The 17,661-nt window shown below is 53.2% G+C and carries 19 protein-coding genes and 3 tRNA genes; 9 read left to right on the top strand and 13 right to left on the bottom strand.

Annotation, left to right across the window (positions count from 1 at the left end; translation table 11 throughout):
• Positions 1 to 29 precede the first annotated feature (29 nt).
• The 6 genes from opgB to ACE3MN_RS23040 all read right to left on the bottom strand — a co-directional run bounded on the left by opgB (position 30) and on the right by ACE3MN_RS23040 (position 5,767).
• Positions 30 to 2,321, bottom strand: coding sequence for a phosphatidylglycerol--membrane-oligosaccharide glycerophosphotransferase (gene opgB, locus ACE3MN_RS23065; RefSeq protein WP_064411454.1), 2,292 nt, complete (start codon positions 2,319 to 2,321; stop codon positions 30 to 32).
• Positions 2,322 to 2,578: 257 nt separating this feature from the next.
• Positions 2,579 to 3,073: a DUF2501 domain-containing protein gene (locus tag ACE3MN_RS23060; protein WP_024360407.1), complete on the bottom strand. Its 495-nt coding sequence runs from the start codon at positions 3,071 to 3,073 to the stop codon at positions 2,579 to 2,581.
• Between the two features lie 65 nt (positions 3,074 to 3,138).
• Positions 3,139 to 3,876 carry a DNA replication protein DnaC gene (gene dnaC, locus ACE3MN_RS23055; protein WP_014227813.1) on the bottom strand — a complete coding sequence of 246 codons (738 nt, stop codon included), beginning with the start codon at positions 3,874 to 3,876 and terminating at the stop codon, positions 3,139 to 3,141.
• Positions 3,877 to 3,878: 2 nt separating this feature from the next.
• Complete coding sequence (dnaT, locus tag ACE3MN_RS23050) at positions 3,879 to 4,418, bottom strand: primosomal protein DnaT (protein WP_004134226.1); 540 nt, start codon at positions 4,416 to 4,418, stop codon at positions 3,879 to 3,881.
• A gap of 108 nt (positions 4,419 to 4,526) precedes the next feature.
• Positions 4,527 to 5,000 (bottom strand): threonine/serine exporter, encoded by a 474-nt coding sequence (locus ACE3MN_RS23045; RefSeq protein WP_102650374.1) that lies wholly within the window; start codon positions 4,998 to 5,000, stop codon positions 4,527 to 4,529.
• The gene (locus ACE3MN_RS23040) at positions 4,991 to 5,767 is read right to left on the bottom strand and encodes a threonine/serine exporter ThrE family protein (protein WP_004128660.1); all 777 of its coding nucleotides are present in this window, start codon (positions 5,765 to 5,767) and stop codon (positions 4,991 to 4,993) included. The genes ACE3MN_RS23045 and ACE3MN_RS23040 overlap by 10 nt, the downstream gene beginning before the upstream one ends.
• 284 nt (positions 5,768 to 6,051) lie before the next feature.
• Here ACE3MN_RS23040 and pobA point away from each other — a divergent pair, with 284 nt between their 5' ends.
• The 4 genes from pobA to bglJ all read left to right on the top strand — a co-directional run bounded on the left by pobA (position 6,052) and on the right by bglJ (position 9,771).
• Positions 6,052 to 7,236 (top strand): 4-hydroxybenzoate 3-monooxygenase, encoded by a 1,185-nt coding sequence (pobA, locus tag ACE3MN_RS23035; protein WP_004134231.1) that lies wholly within the window; start codon positions 6,052 to 6,054, stop codon positions 7,234 to 7,236.
• Positions 7,237 to 7,259: 23 nt separating this feature from the next.
• Positions 7,260 to 8,129 carry a helix-turn-helix domain-containing protein gene (locus ACE3MN_RS23030; protein WP_024360405.1) on the top strand — a complete coding sequence of 290 codons (870 nt, stop codon included), beginning with the start codon at positions 7,260 to 7,262 and terminating at the stop codon, positions 8,127 to 8,129.
• Positions 8,130 to 8,407: 278 nt separating this feature from the next.
• Positions 8,408 to 9,130 (top strand): helix-turn-helix transcriptional regulator, encoded by a 723-nt coding sequence (locus ACE3MN_RS23025; RefSeq protein WP_004132115.1) that lies wholly within the window; start codon positions 8,408 to 8,410, stop codon positions 9,128 to 9,130.
• Complete coding sequence (gene bglJ, locus ACE3MN_RS23020) at positions 9,091 to 9,771, top strand: DNA-binding transcriptional activator BglJ (protein WP_064371494.1); 681 nt, start codon at positions 9,091 to 9,093, stop codon at positions 9,769 to 9,771. Before ACE3MN_RS23025 ends, bglJ begins: the two co-directional genes overlap by 40 nt.
• A gap of 13 nt (positions 9,772 to 9,784) precedes the next feature.
• Here bglJ and ACE3MN_RS23015 read toward each other — a convergent pair whose 3' ends face one another.
• Complete coding sequence (locus tag ACE3MN_RS23015; RefSeq protein ID WP_004132117.1) at positions 9,785 to 10,243, bottom strand: YbaK/EbsC family protein; 459 nt, start codon at positions 10,241 to 10,243, stop codon at positions 9,785 to 9,787.
• 341 nt (positions 10,244 to 10,584) lie between these two features.
• Between ACE3MN_RS23015 and ACE3MN_RS23010 the strand changes: the two genes are divergently transcribed.
• The gene (locus ACE3MN_RS23010; RefSeq protein WP_004128673.1) at positions 10,585 to 11,928 is read left to right on the top strand and encodes a PTS cellobiose transporter subunit IIC; all 1,344 of its coding nucleotides are present in this window, start codon (positions 10,585 to 10,587) and stop codon (positions 11,926 to 11,928) included.
• A gap of 47 nt (positions 11,929 to 11,975) precedes the next feature.
• Here ACE3MN_RS23010 and fhuF read toward each other — a convergent pair whose 3' ends face one another.
• Positions 11,976 to 12,764: a siderophore-iron reductase FhuF gene (gene fhuF, locus ACE3MN_RS23005; RefSeq protein ID WP_004132120.1), complete on the bottom strand. Its 789-nt coding sequence runs from the start codon at positions 12,762 to 12,764 to the stop codon at positions 11,976 to 11,978.
• A 108-nt stretch (positions 12,765 to 12,872) separates the two neighbouring features.
• Complete coding sequence (locus ACE3MN_RS23000; RefSeq protein WP_064342142.1) at positions 12,873 to 13,919, bottom strand: GGDEF domain-containing protein; 1,047 nt, start codon at positions 13,917 to 13,919, stop codon at positions 12,873 to 12,875.
• A 262-nt stretch (positions 13,920 to 14,181) separates the two neighbouring features.
• Between ACE3MN_RS23000 and ACE3MN_RS22995 the strand changes: the two genes are divergently transcribed.
• Positions 14,182 to 14,421: a DUF1435 domain-containing protein gene (locus ACE3MN_RS22995; RefSeq protein WP_004132308.1), complete on the top strand. Its 240-nt coding sequence runs from the start codon at positions 14,182 to 14,184 to the stop codon at positions 14,419 to 14,421.
• Positions 14,422 to 14,441: 20 nt separating this feature from the next.
• Here ACE3MN_RS22995 and ACE3MN_RS22990 read toward each other — a convergent pair.
• The 4 genes from ACE3MN_RS22990 to rsmC form a co-directional block, all read right to left on the bottom strand.
• A tRNA-Leu gene (locus ACE3MN_RS22990) sits at positions 14,442 to 14,528 on the bottom strand.
• A 31-nt stretch (positions 14,529 to 14,559) separates the two neighbouring features.
• Positions 14,560 to 14,646: transfer RNA gene (locus ACE3MN_RS22985), tRNA-Leu, on the bottom strand.
• A gap of 28 nt (positions 14,647 to 14,674) precedes the next feature.
• Positions 14,675 to 14,761, bottom strand: a tRNA-Leu gene (locus ACE3MN_RS22980).
• A 167-nt stretch (positions 14,762 to 14,928) separates the two neighbouring features.
• The gene (rsmC, locus tag ACE3MN_RS22975) at positions 14,929 to 15,957 is read right to left on the bottom strand and encodes a 16S rRNA (guanine(1207)-N(2))-methyltransferase RsmC (RefSeq protein ID WP_024360401.1); all 1,029 of its coding nucleotides are present in this window, start codon (positions 15,955 to 15,957) and stop codon (positions 14,929 to 14,931) included.
• A 158-nt stretch (positions 15,958 to 16,115) separates the two neighbouring features.
• Here rsmC and ACE3MN_RS22970 point away from each other — a divergent pair, with 158 nt between their 5' ends.
• From ACE3MN_RS22970 to yjjG, 3 genes are read left to right on the top strand one after another with little or no spacing between them, the layout of a single operon-like run.
• Entirely contained in the window at positions 16,116 to 16,529 is a 414-nt protein-coding gene (locus ACE3MN_RS22970; protein WP_004132304.1) for a DNA polymerase III subunit psi, read from the top strand.
• Entirely contained in the window at positions 16,498 to 16,944 is a 447-nt protein-coding gene (gene rimI, locus ACE3MN_RS22965) for a ribosomal protein S18-alanine N-acetyltransferase (RefSeq protein ID WP_004128686.1), read from the top strand. Before ACE3MN_RS22970 ends, rimI begins: the two co-directional genes overlap by 32 nt.
• Before the next feature lie 14 nt (positions 16,945 to 16,958).
• Positions 16,959 to 17,636, top strand: a complete 678-nt coding sequence (gene yjjG, locus ACE3MN_RS22960) for a pyrimidine 5'-nucleotidase (protein WP_004128688.1) — start codon at positions 16,959 to 16,961, stop codon at positions 17,634 to 17,636.
• Positions 17,637 to 17,661 lie beyond the last annotated feature (25 nt).

Raw genomic sequence — 17,661 nt, 5'->3', positions numbered from 1 at the left:
CCGGCGTAAAAAACGCCGGGCGCGATGACTTATCCTTCGCTTTTCACCACTTTGATTTCAACCATGCCGATACCGAGCTGGCGTGGGGAGTGGCCGAGAATATTCCCCTCGTTGGTCGACTGCGGATCCGGCGGGGCAATTGTCAACGTACTGCTGCGCGACGGATTATCGAAATGCAGGGTCGTGGTGGTGACATCATTGGCCAGCGTTAGCGTTTGTTCGCTGTTGCCCACGCGTACCGGAATCGGTTTATTGGCGTTCGGCCCGTAGGCTTTGGCAGTAATCACCAGGTCGAATTTCTCCGGCAGCGGCTCTTTATATTCAATTTTCACTTCACTGCCGAGCTGCGCGTTAGACCAGCGTCCCCATGATTCCGGGCGAGAGATGCCGCTGAATTGCTTCACCTCTTCCGGCGCGCCGGCCACGTTGAACAGGAAACTGTCGGCTTTATAGCGAATATCGTTATCGACAATCTTCAGCGTATCGACGTTGCCTTTATAACGCTCCATATCGATAAGGGTATCTTTAAACGCTGTTTTGCCTTGCCACTGGGCTTTATCGACGCGCTGGACTTTTTGTTCGCCGCCCAGCTGGCCCTGCGATACGCACCAGTCGGTGGAGAGCGCCAGCTCCGGCGACCATAGCTGACCCATTTTGTAGCAGCGGTCGACCCAGACGAAGTTATCGCGCGGCGCGAAGTCGGCCAGCTGGAAGCGCAGCGGCGCGGAGTATTCGCTCTCCGGCAGCGGCTCAACGCGCTTATCGGAGATGCGCAGCAGCAGCGGCAGGCGGAAATGGCTGCCGGAGAAGGAGATCATATTCTTCTGCGAATCGACGGTGAAATTCTTCATCTCTTTGGGGAAATTCCACAGGCGGATGATATCCGGCTTCCACGCCAGCACTTTCTCTTTCATATTGAGGAAAACGGTGGAGAGCGACTCCCCGGAAAGGCTGCTGCGGCCAAGGCCAATAAAGTTATCGCCGCCAAGGATATCCAGCACCGTCGCGCCGTTATCCATGGTATTACGCTTGAGCGCCAGCGTATCCTGCTGAGGTTGATCGCCGCGCAGGACGAAAAACAGGTTGCTGCGATCCTGCTTATTCAGATAATCCCAGGCGGTGTTTTTCATCGCCAGGTGATCGGAAGAAACCACGATGACCGTGTTTTTAAACCACGGCGAGGCTTTAATCTTCTCAATTAACGCCGCAATATGCTCCTGGCTACAGGAGACGGCGCTGAAAGAGAGATTTTTTTTGCCATTTATGTCGTAGCTTTTACGCTGGCAGGTGCGGGAGATAAAGCCGTCCGGGTGATGGGTATCGACCGTCAGAGCGAACAGCGAGAAGCGTTTTCCGGATTGCGAAAGCGCCTCAAATTTTTTCCACGTCTCATCAAGGACGGTATCGTCGTAGAAGCCCCAGTCGTTACGGTAAGCTGGGTCGGCGACCGTGGTTTTTAGCTCCTCCGCGCCGTACAGATGATCGAAGCCGTGCGATTTCAAGAACACATCTTTCCCGGCGAAGCGCAGGTTCGCCCCCTGGACGAAGTAGTTTTCGTAACCGGAGTTTTTCAGGATATCGCCCAGACAGATATTCTGCGGGAAAAAGCTGGAAACTGAGGCCGAGGCGTTGCCTTCGAACGGCGCGAACAGCGGGATCCCGCACTGGGAAGCGACCATTCCGGCAATCGTGTAGTCGGTGCCGGGTAGCTGGGCGGTATTGCTGAAATCCAGCCCCTCGCTTTTCACTTTACCGAGCTCCGGGGTCAGATCCGGGAACGCGTCGTTATCAAAATAGGTGCGCTCAAGGCTTTCGCCGTAGATGTACACCAGGTTCAGTTTTGGGTTCGCGATGCTCTTTGACGGCTCTTTGTAGTAAGCCACGAAGTCAGGGTCGCCATCGCGGGACTGGGATTTGACCAGTTCGCTAATCTGGCGGAAGGCCGGACTGGCGTCCACGGACGCCAGCGCCAGGACCAGCGCCACCAGGCTGTAACCAAAGTGATGAGGATGATGACGGCGGCGGCGCAGCACCCAGCCGAGTGCGCCAAATACCGCGACCAGCGCCACGACCAGCCCAACGCCCGGCAGAATATATTTGCCCACGCCAGCGCCCGTCAGGCTGTTGGTCAACGTATAAAGTACCGCGTCATTGATACCGTCGCCGGTGAAGTAATTACTGGCGTAGAGGGTAATATTCAGAATAACGAACAGGCCCAGCACCGTGAGCGTGGCGGCGAACCACCAGGTATTACGACCGGCTTTTAACGCGTAAATCATCACCGAGGCAACAAACAGGGCGATGGATAACAACTCTGACACAGCTCATCCTCATTCACGCCAGCTGTCGGCTGGCCAGATAGATCTTTTTTCACGCTACACTGTAATTGCAGCGCAATATTGCCGCAATTGTATCGTCATGAATTTGTGCTGTGGTTCAGAATTGGTTTAGAAATCGCCATTTTTGACCCGCTTCACATCTTGTCTGCCAGGGGTTCAGAAGGAGAGATGTTAAAAAACAGAGGTTGCGGCCGCGCTGGCCAGGGTAAAGCGCCAAACGCGGCATTATGCGGCCAGGATCAGGAGAGGAAGCTAACGCCCTGTTTTAATACCAGGTCGCAGGCTTTGGTTTTCACTTTTTCCGCCAGCGGGCTACTGCCGAGGCTATTCAAATTCAGCTGCTGACCGTCTTTGCTACTCAGCAAGCCCTGAAGGCCATCAAGATAGTTGGTGTCTTCTTTTTGTTTTTCCGGCGCGCTGAGACCCAGCTTATCCAGAACCTGATTTTTAATGTTTTCGGTATTGGTTACCGAGGTCAGTTTCTGTTTCGCGCAATAAGACATAATCCCGGCGGCATTATTCATACTGCTGGAAGTCAACGACTGGCTGCCGCCGTTGAGCAAACCGGTCAGCGAAGAGAGGGACATGCCGCCGCTTTGCTGGCTACCGCTCTGGCTGCTGAGCTGGTTCGCGGCGCTGGAAAGAGAATCCTGCCAGGAGGTGGCGTGAGCGCCGAAGGTCAATAGTGCGCCGGCCACCATCGCCGTGCGGAATAACGTTTTTACCGATTTCATAGACATACTCTTCGCCGTGAGTGAACAATGCCCTGATTATAACGCCGGCAGTGTTCAGAAATATCTTAATACTCTTTGCCGGTCACGCGATCGCGGTAGCTGTCCCAGTTGAAGTTGACCCACAGACTATTGCCCAGCCGCATGCGGTCCATGACGCGCTCTCCAAGCAGCTTGTTCATCTCGTCCATGGTGCTGTTAGTCAGCATACCGGTGGGGCGCTTTGACGAAGAGCGGCGATCGACGATCTGGTTAATGATTACCTTTTCGTAGCGTGATTCCGTTTGCATCCCGATTTCGTCAATCACCAGCAGGTCGACCTTGCTCAGGTCGGTGAGAAGCTGCTCTTCGCTGGTTTCCCGGTTGCCGAAGGTATCTTTCATCGCTGACATGATATCGGCGACGGTAATAATCAACACCGACTTACCCCGCAGTAGCAGTTCGTTGCAGATAGCGGCGGCGAGGTGGTTTTTTCCGGTGCCCGGTTTGCCGGAGAAGATAAAGCTGGCGATATTGCCGTCGAACTCCTCGACGTACTGGCGCGCTCGGGACAGCGCAATCATCTGGCCTTCACACTCAACCCGGTAGTTATCCAGCGAGCAGTTCTGGTGCAGCGGTCGGATGCCGGAGCGGTTAAAGGTACGCTGCATTTTCATGGCGCGGTTTTCGCGTTCCAGCGCTTCAGACCGCAGCTTGCCCTGTTCTTTTTGCCATGCCAGTAGCTCCTCACCTGTCTTAAACGCGGGTTCGACATGGGCTGGCATCATTTTTTGCAGGCGCTTCATTAAATCGCCGACATTTTTCATGCTCATCCTCGGAATCCTCGTGGAATATGATTTTCAGGTTCGCTAATTGCGTTGACGTCACGCCGCGGCTGGCCGCCGTTGCTGGCCCGGCCAATCTGTACGCTGCGCGCCAGCTTCTGCTGCCACTGGACATGATGAAAGACTTTACCTTCCGCCTGCCAGTAGGCGACAAATGCGGCCAGCTCTTCCGGCGTAACGGGCTGGCTCAGGGCGATGCCCCACAGCGCGGCCAGACGCTGGAAATCGGCGTCCGGCTGCCAGTCGGCGTACATCGGGAATTTCCCCATCGGTACCGCAACGGGAACCGCCGTCGGCTCGTCAAAAAACTGCGCGTCGAGGGCGATATCGCTATTGGGGCGCGCCAGTTTGGCTTCCAGCTCCAGCAGCTGCGCCAGACGCTCCGGCGTCAGCGCATAGAAGGCGGGGGCATTGTTGGCAAACACGGCGACGGCGCCGCCGGCCGATTTTGCCAGTACCGCTGCGTGATCCTGCATGAAGTCATCCAGACCGCTAAAATCGGTAGTTAATATTCGTGAAGACATAAATCAATCTCAACTCTGAACAACTAAAAGGAGAGGGGTAGCTGCACACATAGTAGCATAGAGGTCGCTCAGGAAGGAGCGCCGCAGGTAACCCGGCGGCGCGGTGAATTAAACGCGCGGACGCTTGCGATACAGCCAAAGCCCCGGGATAGAAAGGCCGATCGATAATGCGCCAACGATGGATGAAGCCTTGAGAAAGTTACTCAGCAGCATAATCATCATCTCTTCCGAGTAGCCAAAATGACTGATTTTGACCGCTGAAATCATCGCGGTATAGGCGGAGATACCGGGAAACATCGGGATCACCGCCGCTACGGTGAAAATCTTTGGATGCGCCAGATACCAACGAGACCACTGGATCCCAATGCTGCCAACCAGCAGGGCGGCCATGAACGTTGCCCACTCGATATTAAAACCCGCCGTCATCATGACCATGCGCGAGCAGTGGCCGATAGCCCCCAGTAGCGCGCACCAGCGCAGCGCCCGCTGCGGGACGTTGAATACCATGGCGAACCCAACGGCGGGGATGGCTGCCAGAGCCATATCCTGCGCCAGCGCGTAGAGATACATAATTATGCCCATCCGCGTAGCCCCCACATCGTCATCGCCATCACCACGCCAATACAGGTGGCGAGCGTGAGCAGACTGGCAATGGCCCAGCGCGCCAGGCCGGTATTGATATGCCCTTTAAACATGTCGGCAACGGCGTTGATCAGCGGAAAACCGGGCACCAGCAGCAGTACGCTGGCGGCCATGGCTATCGTCGGCGTGCTGGCGAAAGCGGGCAGGCGCAGCATCAGTCCGGAGATGGTCGTTGCGACGAAGGCGGTGAGGCAGAAATTGATTTGCGGATGCATGGAGCGATGGGTGAGTACCTGACGAATATACATGGCTATCGTACTGGCGCAGAAGGTGACCAGCGCGCCGTCCCAGCCGCCGTTGTTAAGCTTGCAAAAGCAGGCGCAGGAGAGGCCGACCATTAACACCAGCAGCCAGCGTGGATAGCGCAGCGGTTTGATTTGCGCGAATCGTTTTTCGACATCCTTATAATCCAGCAGCTTATGCTCCGCCATAATCACAATATGCTGAACTTCCGTGACGACGTGCATGTTGATGCCGCGATCGGTGTTTTTTCGCGTTGAAGTCAGGCATTCGCCATCTTTGATGGTGGTGAGCACAATCGCATTGGAAGAGATGGCGCTTTCAACGCTATCCATCCCCAACGCCAGGCCCAGACGAGTTGAAAGCTCCTCAACCAGCGCGCTTTCCGCGCCATGCTGTAATAAGAAAAGACCACATTGAATGCACAAGCGCGTGATTGCGCGCTGGGTTGCCCGATCTGCTTGCATAAATACCTGCTGTCCGTGATGCCCGATGCCGTAGTGTCTGGCGATACTTTTACCTGAAGTCGTGCTTTCTCTGAGCGGTCAGGATCAAACAATGTGTAAAAAAACACCCGTTCTGCGGGCTCCGTGAAAATTTGAACTCAGCCACACTTCCGTAAAATTGGTGAAAAGTACAATTTTTGCGCCATTTTCTCCCTTCTTTTTCCCGGCAGACTTATCAAAAATGCAAATTCAAACTTTTAATAAACAAAAAACAAACAAATAATTAACTTTGCTGAGGCAATCCTATGAAAACACAGGTGGCGATTATCGGCGCGGGTCCATCCGGGCTCCTGTTGGGGCAGCTATTACATCACGCCGGGATTCAGACCGTGATCCTTGAGCGGCAGACGCCCGAGTATGTACTGGGGAGGATCCGCGCGGGCATTCTGGAAAGCGGAACGGTAGAGCTGCTGCGCGAAGCCGGGGCGGCCCGGCGAATGGATGCTGAAGGCCTGATCCATCATGGGGTCGAGTTTCTGTTTGAAGGCAAACGCGTACCGGTTGCGCTGACGGAGCTGACGGAAGGCAAAAGCGTGATGGTATACGGCCAGACTGAGGTGACGCGGGATTTAATGGCGGCGCGGGCGGAAAGTGGCGCCCCGACGATTTATGGCGTTAGCGACGTCACAATTAATGATGCCAAAAGCGATAGACCGTCGGTCTCTTTTGCCTGTAACGGAGAAAACCACCGCCTGGAGTGCGATTTTATTGCCGGTTGCGACGGCTTTCACGGCGTGTCCCGGCAGAGCATTCCGGCAGGGGTTCTGAAAGAGTACGAGAGCGTCTGGCCGTTTGGCTGGCTGGGACTGCTGGCCGACACGCCGCCGGTAAATCCGGAGCTGATTTACGCTCACCACGAACGCGGGTTTGTGTTGTGTAGTCAGCGCTCACTAACCAGAAGCCGCTATTATCTGCAGGTACCGCTTAGCGAAAAGGTAGAGGCTTGGTCTGATGAGCGCTTCTGGAATGAGCTTAAACGGCGTCTCCCTGATGAGTTGTCCAGCAAGTTAGTAACGGGTCACTCACTGGAGAAGAGCATCGCGCCGCTGCGCAGCTATGTGGTAGAGCCGATGCAGTACGGCAAACTATTTCTGCTGGGAGATGCGGCGCATATCGTACCGCCTACCGGGGCAAAAGGGCTGAATCTCGCGGCGTCCGACGTGAACTATTTATGGCGGATCCTGCGCGAGTATTATCACCATGGCCGCGTTGACCTCTTAGCCAGCTACTCGCGTTTGGCGCTGGATCGGGTGTGGAAGGGGGAGCGATTCAGCTGGTTTATGACGCGTCTGCTGCATGATTTTCCGCAGCAAAGCGAGTTCGACAGAAAAATGCAGGCGGCGGATCGTCGTTATTATCTGCAATCACGCGCGGGGTTAACCACTATCGCTGAAAACTATGTTGGTCTGCCGATGGAGCGCGTGGTGTAACACCCAAAATATCAGGAGGCGTGATGCAGGCAGTGAGCACCATTCCCGTTTTCAAACTGTATGGCGAAGAGCAGGGCTGGCCAACGCCCGAACTTCTGCACTGTGAGTCGATACTCCAGCGCAGCCATCTTTATGAATGGCATATCCGCGTGCATCAGCATGCTGAGCTGGTGCAACTGCTGTACCTGCATAAAGGGCGGGCGGAAATTGAAATCGAAGGAACAACCACCGTGATGGTGGAATCCTGTATTCAGGTTGTTCCGGCGCTATGTATTCATGGATTTCGATTTTCGCCGGGCACGGAAGGATACGTTTTATCCCTGGCGTTACCCCTGCTCAGGAGGGTTGAGAATCAGTTTGGTCGCCAGTTGGATCTCCTCGGCCAGCCGCAGTGTGTGCCGGTAAAAGCCTCCCGAGGCCATATTCGGGCGCTGTTTACCGCTTTGCGAGAAGAGTACCGTGAGGAATATGATGCGCGTGAAATGATGCTGCATTCACTGCTGGGAGCGCTGTTGGTCTGGCTGAATCGGCAATATCGCCCGCAGCCGATAGCGGAGGACAAAGCGGAACGCAAGCGTAGCGTGATGCGCCATTTCTCTCGTCTTATAGAAAGCCATTATCGCGAACATCTGCCCTTAGCCGGATATGCCAGTCGGGTGGGGGTATCCGCGACCCATTTAAATTATTTGTGCCATGAATTTTATGGCTGCAGTGCGCTGGGCGTTTTACATCAAAGGTTGATGCTTGAGGCGCGGCGCAACCTGCAGTATACCAGCATGACTATTGCGCAACTTTCTGATTACTTGGGGTTTAATGACGCGGCCTATTTTTCTCGTTTCTTTCGTCGCTATAGCGGTGAATCCCCAAAAGCATTTAGGAAAAAAATAAAATAAAGAAATCTTTATTTAATATATCTTAAGTTAGCGTATCTAACGACGATGTTAACCATTTCTAATTTATTGATGACAACCACCTGTGTTAATGTTAATCATTGGCATGGATAACAGCAATATGTTACTCCTCATTATATAAGTTGGCTTTAGGGTGCGAAATAGCGTACCCGCCAGGGACGATAAAGATTCATTTTGGCAAAATAATTATGATGGCTATTAAATTATTCATCCGATTGTTTTGCGCCGGCGGTGAATCTTCGACAGGAAGCGGAGGGTTTATGTTACCAGGACAGGGTAAGTTCGGCATTATTATCAGTAGAATACCGGTGATGCAGTCCGGTTTGAAGGCCATCGTTGGGGAGCATCTCCCTGATTATGAATTGAGTTTTTGTCGTTCTCAGGATGAGCTAACCCTGCTGCAATTGCGCCGCGCAGTGTTGGTTATCGCTGATCTTTCCGGTGAAATAGAGCATCCAGGAAATATTTGTGAACACTACTACTCTTTAATGACCCAATACAGGGATATACACTGGGTCTTTATGGTAGGTAGCACCTGTTTTCCGTTAGCCGTTCAATTATTAATGCGTCCCGAAAGTACGTTAATTTCAGACAGCGAGCCGGTAAAACGCCTTATCGAAGTGGTTCGCGCCGGTGGTCTTGCCGCTGAGCGTATTAGCCAGACGTTGTTTTCTCCTGAAGTTGAACGCATCGGTGAAGAACAGCAAAAGATGGTCATTTTGACTCTTTCTGAGCGTAAGGTATTGAGGCTGCTTGCAAAAGGGTGGGGAATTAATCAAATTGCTGCTTTATTGAAGAAGAGCAATAAAACCATAAGTGCGCAGAAAAATAGTGCTATGCGCCGCTTATCTCTGCGTAGTAATGCAGAGATGTATGCCTGGATTAATAGTGCACAGGGAATGAAGGAGCTGAATATTTATTCAGCCTATGGAGATCAAACAGAATGGAAAAAGACTTCACAACACGATATATCGCTATCGTAGAGAAATGTGCGATGACGGAAGTGGCTCTTCGCCACATCTTACTTAATGAAAGTGGTAAGAATTATCGTATTCAATTCTTTAAAGATACTAAAGCATTAAAACGAGAGTTTCAGTCTGAAGATTTTTCTGCGATTATTTTTTCCCTTTCAGGGAACCGCAGGTCCCGTCTTGAAAGTTTGCTCTTTCTCCATGAGATCGCGCGTTATTGCCCCGAAACGCAAAGAATTGTCCTGGCTAATGATGAAGCGGAAATGCGTTTGGTTAGCCATTTGACGCCTTCCCGTTTACACGGCATTCTGAATAAATCGGCCTGTCGGATCCAACTGCAGGAATATTTGCTTCAGCTTCTCGAACATAGCTACCAGACTAATGAGGGATCGGTATGTCAAAAGCAGAACATTTCTAGCCAAATTTTGAGCCCAACGGAACATACCATCCTACGATATATGTCTTATGGCTACTCATTACCTGAAATAGCGACACAGCTGGAAAGAAATATTAAAACGATTCGGGCCCATAAGTTCAATGCCATGACCAAGCTTGGCGTCAGTTCTGATATAGGACTACTGAGCGCGGCAGACATTTTAATGCGCCTGTCGGCGAATAATGACGATGCCAGAGTTATGCGCCTTGCTCAGTAGCGCCAATGGTCTATTAAAGACAAACATCAATCCACTTAGCATCAGTCAACTGCGCCATCCGCTCGGGTGAAATGCGAACGGCGCTATGAATTGATCCTGCTGCTGGCAGCACTTCCGGGTACTGCCTCAGTGAGATATCGCAGTACACCGCCAGCGGAACTTCCAGACCAAAGGGGCACACGCCGCCAATGGGGTGTCCCGTTAGCGTAATGACCTCATCGCTGCTGAGCATGCGCGCTTTGGCGCCAAATGCCTCCTTTAGTTTTTTATTATCCAGGCGTGCATCGCCTTTTGCGACAACGAGCACAACCCTTTCTTTTATTTTTAAAGACAGGGTCTTGGCTATTTGCCCGGGTTCAACATTATGTGCCGCTGCGGCTAACGCTACCGTGGCCGTGCTCTGAGTAAGTTCGATGATTTCGATATCGGGGGCGCGCTCAGCAAAAAACTGCCGCACGGACTGCAGACTCATTGGAATCTCCTGATTAAGGCTTGTTAAAAATCTGTCACAAGCTTCGCAAAGTGTAAATATCTCTCGTTGATAATCAAGATTCTTTCTAATTTCTGGATCTCCTTCACATTCGCCGCAACCGGTTACTGTAACCGGTTGCGGTTATTCATGGAGACATGAATACTGACAAGGTAACTTCCCTGCGTCACCTATAACAAAAGAGCCGAAGATGAATCGAACGTACCTGAGCACTAAAGCCTGCGGGTTATCAAATCTGGTCGCCCACTCGCAGAAGCAGATTCATCACAGCGGCAGGATAATCGTTGTTGGGCCTGTTCATCTAGCCTGTCAGGAGGGCTGCTATGTCTGCTAACCATGCTGCATTTAATCTGATATTTCGCTTCGTAGAAAATTACATCAGCCCTGTCGCCGGGCGCATCTCATCTCAGCGCCATGTGATGGCTATCCGCGACGGTTTTATCTCCGCCATGCCGTTTATGATTGTCGGCTCTTTTCTGCTGGTATTCGCTTATCCGCCGTTTTCACCGGATACCACATGGGGATTTGCCCGCGCCTGGCTGGATCTGGCAAAAGAGTTTGAAGGGCGAATTCTGACGCCGTTCGATATGACGATGGGTATTATGTCGATCTACATTTGCGCCGCGATCGCCTATAACCTCGGCAAGCATTACGAAAAAACCAATCAGCTCGACCCCTTTATGTGCGCCATGCTGTCGATTATGGCCTTCCTGCTGGTGGCGGCGCCAAAAACGAACGGCAACCTGCCGGTAGATAGCCTGGGAGGAACCGGGATATTTACGGCGATTCTTGTAGCGGTCTACTGCGTTGAAATGATGCGTTTCCTGAAAGCGCATAATATTGGTATTCGCCTGCCGGATCAGGTGCCGCCGATGATCAAAAACTCATTTGATCTGCTGATCCCGGTACTGGTTGTCGTCCTGACGCTATATCCCCTGAGCCTGCTTATTCAGCATCATTTTGATATGCTGATCCCTCAGGCCATCATGGCTATCTTTAAACCGCTGGTTTCCGCAGCCGACTCGTTACCCGCCATTTTATTGGCGGTTCTGGTGGGCCACCTGCTGTGGTTTGCGGGTATCCACGGTGCGGCTATTGTTTCCGGCATGCTGCAGATGTTCTGGCTCACTAACCTCGGCATGAACCAGCAGGCTCTGGCGCAGGGGGCGCCGCTGCCGCATATCTTTATGGAAGCGTTCTGGACATTTTTTATTGTGATTGGCGGTTCAGGAGCGACGATGGGGCTGGTGTTCTGCTATCTGCGTAGCCGCTCCGCGCATCTGCGGTCGATTGGCCGCCTGAGCGTGGTGCCAAGCCTGTTTAACATCAACGAGCCGGTCATTTTTGGCACGCCTATTGTGATGAACCCGGTGTTCTTTATTCCCTTCCTGCTGGCGCCGATGGTTAACGCCGTACTGGCCTGGGCTGCCATGAAGATGGATCTCATTGGTCGGGTGATTTCGGTTGTGCCGTGGACCGCCCCGGCACCGATTGGCGGCGCATGGGCGCTGGGTTGGGATTTCCGGGCGGCGATTCTGGTGGTTGTCCTCGCGTGCGTTTCCGCGATTATCTACTTCCCCTTCTTCAAGGTTTATGAGAAACAGCTGTTAGCGCAGGAGGCCGAAGAGGCGCAGCGCATTGCGGAAGAGAGCCAGCAGACGGCATAAAAGCAAACGGGCGGCTGAAATAGCCGCCCGTTGTCGTTATCAAAAGATCATTTCAGCGTGCAGTCCCCGCACTGCTGCACATCCGGCAGGCGATAGCGCTGGCAGCAGGTGCGGCGCACAAGCTGTCCTTCACGTAAAACCACGGTTCGCCACAGCGGATTATCCTCGCCGTTGGATAGCTGTTTTTCGAAGAAGCAGCGCTGGCGCAGAGCGGCCACTTTTTCATCTCCCAGCAACGTTTTCATTTCTCCCAGATACCAGTTAATCAGGTAGCCAGTATTGTTCCAGATAAGTTTGCCATTAATATCGCCGGTGGCTTCAAGCGCCTGCACGACGGGTTGTAAAGCCGTGGTGACCAGCTTTTCCATCCGGGACTGCGCGGACTCTGTCGGGGAAGTACCTGCTGAATGAACATCAATCCAGAAACAGGCGGCGCGGCCTGACTCATGAAACTCGACGCGCACATGTTCCGGCGCCAGGCTAATGGCGCGTTCTTCGCTCAACAGCGCCAACATTAAAGGGGGCACCAGTAAACCGATGTACCATTGCGCCCAGAGGGACAGCAGCGGTTTTTGCTCACGGGGTTGACCGGGCTGGTGACGATAAATATGGTCGGACCAGGTCGCGATGAACGAACTCAGCGTCGCGGGCTGTGACCACTCAGCCAGAGTTAGCGCATGGGGAGGGGCTTCTTCATTCAGACGGAGAAAATCCAGCAAATGGGGACGTAACGCGCTAATTTTGTCGCGTATCGAATTTGCCAGTTCACGCTCAGCCGAAGGGAGCGGGGCCCGCCAGATGATCTCAGTATTGAATGCGAGTGAACGGTAAGCCATCGAGTGCCAGATACAAATCTAAATGATAATGATTTCTGATACTAATGCCGTGGTCCCGGCTTGGCAAGTGATTTGTCCGCGCGGCGACTCTTGCCGCGCGGTAAAGGATTAGCTGGCGAGAATGATGTTTCTTCCCATGTTTTTGGCTTCGTAGAGCGCGTTATCCGCCCGTTTCAGGGCGCTGTCGATATCAGCATCCACCAGCGGCGTCATACCGATACTAATGGTCACATTGGTCGCGACGCTTTCGTTAAACATATGCGGGATTTTCAGATCGTAGACCCGCTGACGGATGCGCTCTGCGGCCTGAAGGGCGTTCTCCGCGCTGCTGCTGGTCAACAGCACCATGAACTCTTCGCCGCCAAAGCGGGCTACGATATCGCGTGAGCGTACGGCGTTACGAATGGCGGCGGAAACCTGAATTAATGCCTGGTCGCCCATCATATGCCCATAGTGGTCGTTGTAGGCTTTGAAATGGTCAATATCCAGCAGCAGGACGTAATGTCCGGCGCTGTCCAGAGAGAGAACGGTATCCAGACGATTTTGTAAACCCCGACGGTTATACAAGCCGGTAAGCGGATCCAACATACTGAGATCGTTAAGGGTATTACGTTCCTTCAGCAGCTTATCCATTAGTCCCTGGGTGAATATATCGCTGCGTTTCTGAATTAAGCTTTGCAGGGTGATACCCGCAATAGGCAACAAGAAGCACCAGGACATGCGCAACCATTGTTCTCCGCCGCCAAGAATCAGGCAGGTAAAGTAGGTTGGTAAAGAGTGCAAAGTAAAGCCAATGATATTGCTGGAAAAAGCAATAGTGCCAATAAATAACACGCTTAATAAGGCGATCACCAGGTAGTTAAAATGCGGCGGACCCATCATCATTGCTTTTAGCGCAACGTGCCATGCCCAAAGCAGGCCAAATATCAGAGAAATAACCGGAATATTTATTTTGTGCTGAGCGAACTTACAGTGCCACAGCAGCAGGACCGTGCTGCAGGCAACAATCAGAAAACAGGGCAGAGTAAACGTGATGACGGTGAAGAGCGGGCTGACAAGGGATAAGAAAGATGAAACTAAATTAAGCAGTAAAAATAGCCGTAAGGAATACTGATATTTCTGTTCGTAATGGGAGCGCCAGGATTGTGCAGTCATGTCGGAGTTGTCATTATTAATCGTTAAAATTCAATGTGATGTTAGTTTGAAGTGAATAATAAAAAACAGTGCGCAAAATAAGGTTTTTACGAAATAATCAGATTATTTAATATATAATTTCTTTTGCTTAATTTATCACCTTCATGAATGTATGTCATTACTGCAAACGTAAAGAATAAAGGCTTCCCGTTTCCCTGACATGACAAATGATAAAAACTACCATATGATATTGGTTATCATTATCGTTACGAGAGGCGAAAACATGTTGCAGCGAACTTTAGGGAGTGGATGGGGCGTGGTGCTCCCCGGCGTACTGATTGCCGCGCTTGGGTTTGCCGATTTGTCGGTTGATGCCTGGCGCGCATTGGTGGCGCTGGGAATGCTTATGTCAGCGATGATGATTTGGCACCGTCAGCTGCGACATTTCGTTTTGCTGCCGTCATGCGTGGCGTTAGTCAGTGGAATGATGCTGATTATAATGAATGTCAAGCTGATGGGATAAAGCAGAAGGGATAAGAATATTGGTGCGAGGGGGGGGACTTGAACCCCCACGTCCGTAAGGACACTAACACCTGAAGCTAGCGCGTCTACCAATTCCGCCACCTTCGCACAGTATTCTTAATTTTTGATATCGCCTCGTTGGTGCGAGGGGGGGGACTTGAACCCCCACGTCCGTAAGAACACTAACACCTGAAGCTAGCGCGTCTACCAATTCCGCCACCTTCGCCCAGTGCGAGCAATATCAACGTGGATTATGGTGCGAGGGGGGGGACTTGAACCCCCACGTCCGTAAGGACACTAACACCTGAAGCTAGCGCGTCTACCAATTCCGCCACCTTCGCATACCATCGACACTATGAAAGTATCGTTACCACGGAGGCGCATTCTAGTGGTTTTCAGCTATTCGTCAATAGTTAATTGTATCAGTTGGATTGATTGTTGCAAAAATGGGCGGTCAGAGAGGGGAAACATCGGCGACCAGCGGCTGCTGGCGCCGAAAAAAACGAGGTTATTTCTTCGCCTGACGCGTCATCACCGTTCGGTAGACCTTAAAGCGGCCCGTTTGAGCAATCACTTCATGGAAGCCGAAGATCTCATCCAGCACGTTCGGGTAGGGCAGGAAGGCGTTGGCGACAATGCGGAGCTCTCCGCCGCTGTTGAGATGACGAACGGCGCCGCGGATCAGGGTTTGCGCGGCTTCCAGGCTGGTCTGCAGACCGTCGTGGAAAGGCGGGTTGGAGATGATCATGTCGAAACGGCCGTTTACTTCGGAGAACACGTTGCTGGCGAACACTTCCCCTTCGATGCCGTTAGCGGCGAGCGTAGCGCGACTGGCTTCTACTGCCGGCGCGCTGACGTCGCATAACGTTAAGCGAACTTTAGGCGAGTGGCTGGCCAGCACGGTTGCCAGCACGCCAGCGCCGCAGCCGACGTCCAGCACTTTACCTTTGGTATGCGGGGTGAGCGTGGAAAGCAGCAGCTGGCTACCAATATCCAGCCCGTCGCGGCTGAAGACGCCGGGAAGCGTTTTAATCGTCAGATTCTCCAGCGGGTACTCGCCCCAGTACTGTTCGGGATCGAACGTGGGCTGTTTCTCCAGACGACCGTGATACAGGCCACAGCGGCGCGCGCTGTCGATTTTGCTCAGCGGCGCATACTCCGCCAGCATCTGTTCGGCGCTGCGTACGCCGCTGCGGTTCTCGCCAACCACGAAAATATCAATACCGGTCGGCAGCAGCGAAAGCAGGTTCATCAGCTGAAACTGCGCTTCCGGTTTATTCTTTGGCCAGTAGTAGATCAGCGTATCGCAATCGGCGACATCGCCGGCCTCTGCGACCAGGCTATAGCGGGCATTTTCGCCCATCTGGCGGCTCAGTACCTGCCAGTGGTGGAACTGCTGGGTATGGGCGCGGCTGGCGGCCGTGTCCAGACGTGCGGGCAGGTCATCCTGCAGGTCACCGGCAAACAGAACGCGGGCGGACTCGAAATCATCACTGTGGCGCAGCAAGACTTCACTTGCCGGGGTAAAAGCGGACATGAAACACTCCTTCATTGAGACTGGCGCCGATTATACACGTTATCTTTCAGGCTGCCTCTTTGTTGGCGGTGGGACGCGCTCCGACCGCCGCGTAGTTTGTTGGCGCAGATACGACGGATTTGCTATATTGCGCGCTTAATTAACAGGAGTGTTTCGCTATGACATCCCGACGAGACTGGCAATTACAGCAGCTGGGCATCACCCAGTGGTCGCTGCGTCGTCCTGGGGCGTTACAGGGTGAAATCGCTATCTCGCTTCCTGGACATATTCGCCTGGTGATGGTGGCGGAAGAACCGCCATTGCTGAGCGAACCGCTTATCAGCGATATTCTGCGCGCGCTGGCCCTGACGCCGGAGCAGGTGATGCAGCTGACGCCTGAGCGCGTTGCGATGCTGCCTCAGGACGCACGCTGTAATAGCTGGCGGCTGGGCACCGACGCGCCGCTACCGCTGGCGGGCGCACAGATCGCCACGCCCGCTTTCGATGAACTTCAGACCAGTACGCCTGCCCGCATGGCGCTCTGGCAACAGATTTGCGCACATGAACACGATTTCTACCCTCAACCCGGCTGATTTGCCCCGCGCCTGGCAAATTGAAACGCGCGCCCACGCTTTTCCGTGGAGCGAGCAGACGTTTGCCAGTAATCAGGGCGAGCGCTATCTGAATCTTCAACTGTCCGTGGACGGCGTGATGGCGGCTTTTGCCATTACGCAAATCATCCTCGACGAGGCGACGCTGTTCAATATCGCCGTCGACCCCGCGTTTCAGCGTCGCGGTCTGGGCAGGGAACTGCTGGAACAGGTGATTGATGAGGTCGAAAAACGCGGCGTCGTCACGCTGTGGCTGGAGGTGCGCGCGTCTAACGTCGCCGCCATCGCGCTCTATGAAAGCTTAGGCTTTAACGAGGCGACGATTCGCCGCAACTATTACCCCACGGTCGACGGACGTGAGGACGCAATCATTATGGCACTGCCAATCAGTATGTAAGACAAGGTGATACGATGAAGTGGGACTGGATTTTCTTTGATGCCGATGAAACGTTATTTACGTTTGACTCGTTTAGCGGCCTACAGCGGATGTTTCTCGACTATAGCGTGACGTTCTCCGCAGAGGATTTTCAGGACTACCAGGCCGTGAATAAGCCGCTGTGGGTGGATTATCAGAACGGCGCCATTACTTCGCTTCAGCTGCAGCATCAGCGCTTTGACGGTTGGGCGGAGCGCCTGAATGTCCCTCCCGGCGAGCTGAACGCCGCGTTTATGAACGCGATGGCGGAAATCTGTTCGCCGCTGCCGGGGGCCGTATCGCTGCTCGACTCGCTGCAGGGGAAGGTGAAAATGGGCATCATCACCAACGGTTTTACCTCGCTACAGCAGACGCGTCTTGAACGTACCGGTTTACGCGATCACTTTGATTTGTTGATTATCTCCGAAGAGGTTGGGGTGGCTAAGCCGGATGCGCGTATTTTTGACTATGCGCTGGCGCAGGCGGGCAACCCCGATCGTTCGCGGGTGCTGATGGTTGGCGATACCGCTGAGTCTGATATTCGCGGCGGCGTAAATGCCGGCCTGGCGACCTGCTGGTTCAACCCCCATCAACGCGAGCTGCCCGCGGACCTCCGCCCGGACTGGACGGTCACCTCTTTGAGCGAACTGGAGCAACTCCTGTGTAAACACTGATTGCCTCCCCCCCATTGATGGGTAA

Source organism: Klebsiella grimontii, assembly GCF_042137965.1.
In the GTDB taxonomy this organism is placed as follows: domain Bacteria; phylum Pseudomonadota; class Gammaproteobacteria; order Enterobacterales; family Enterobacteriaceae; genus Klebsiella; species Klebsiella grimontii.
This window is presented reverse-complemented; position numbering and strand designations above follow the sequence as displayed.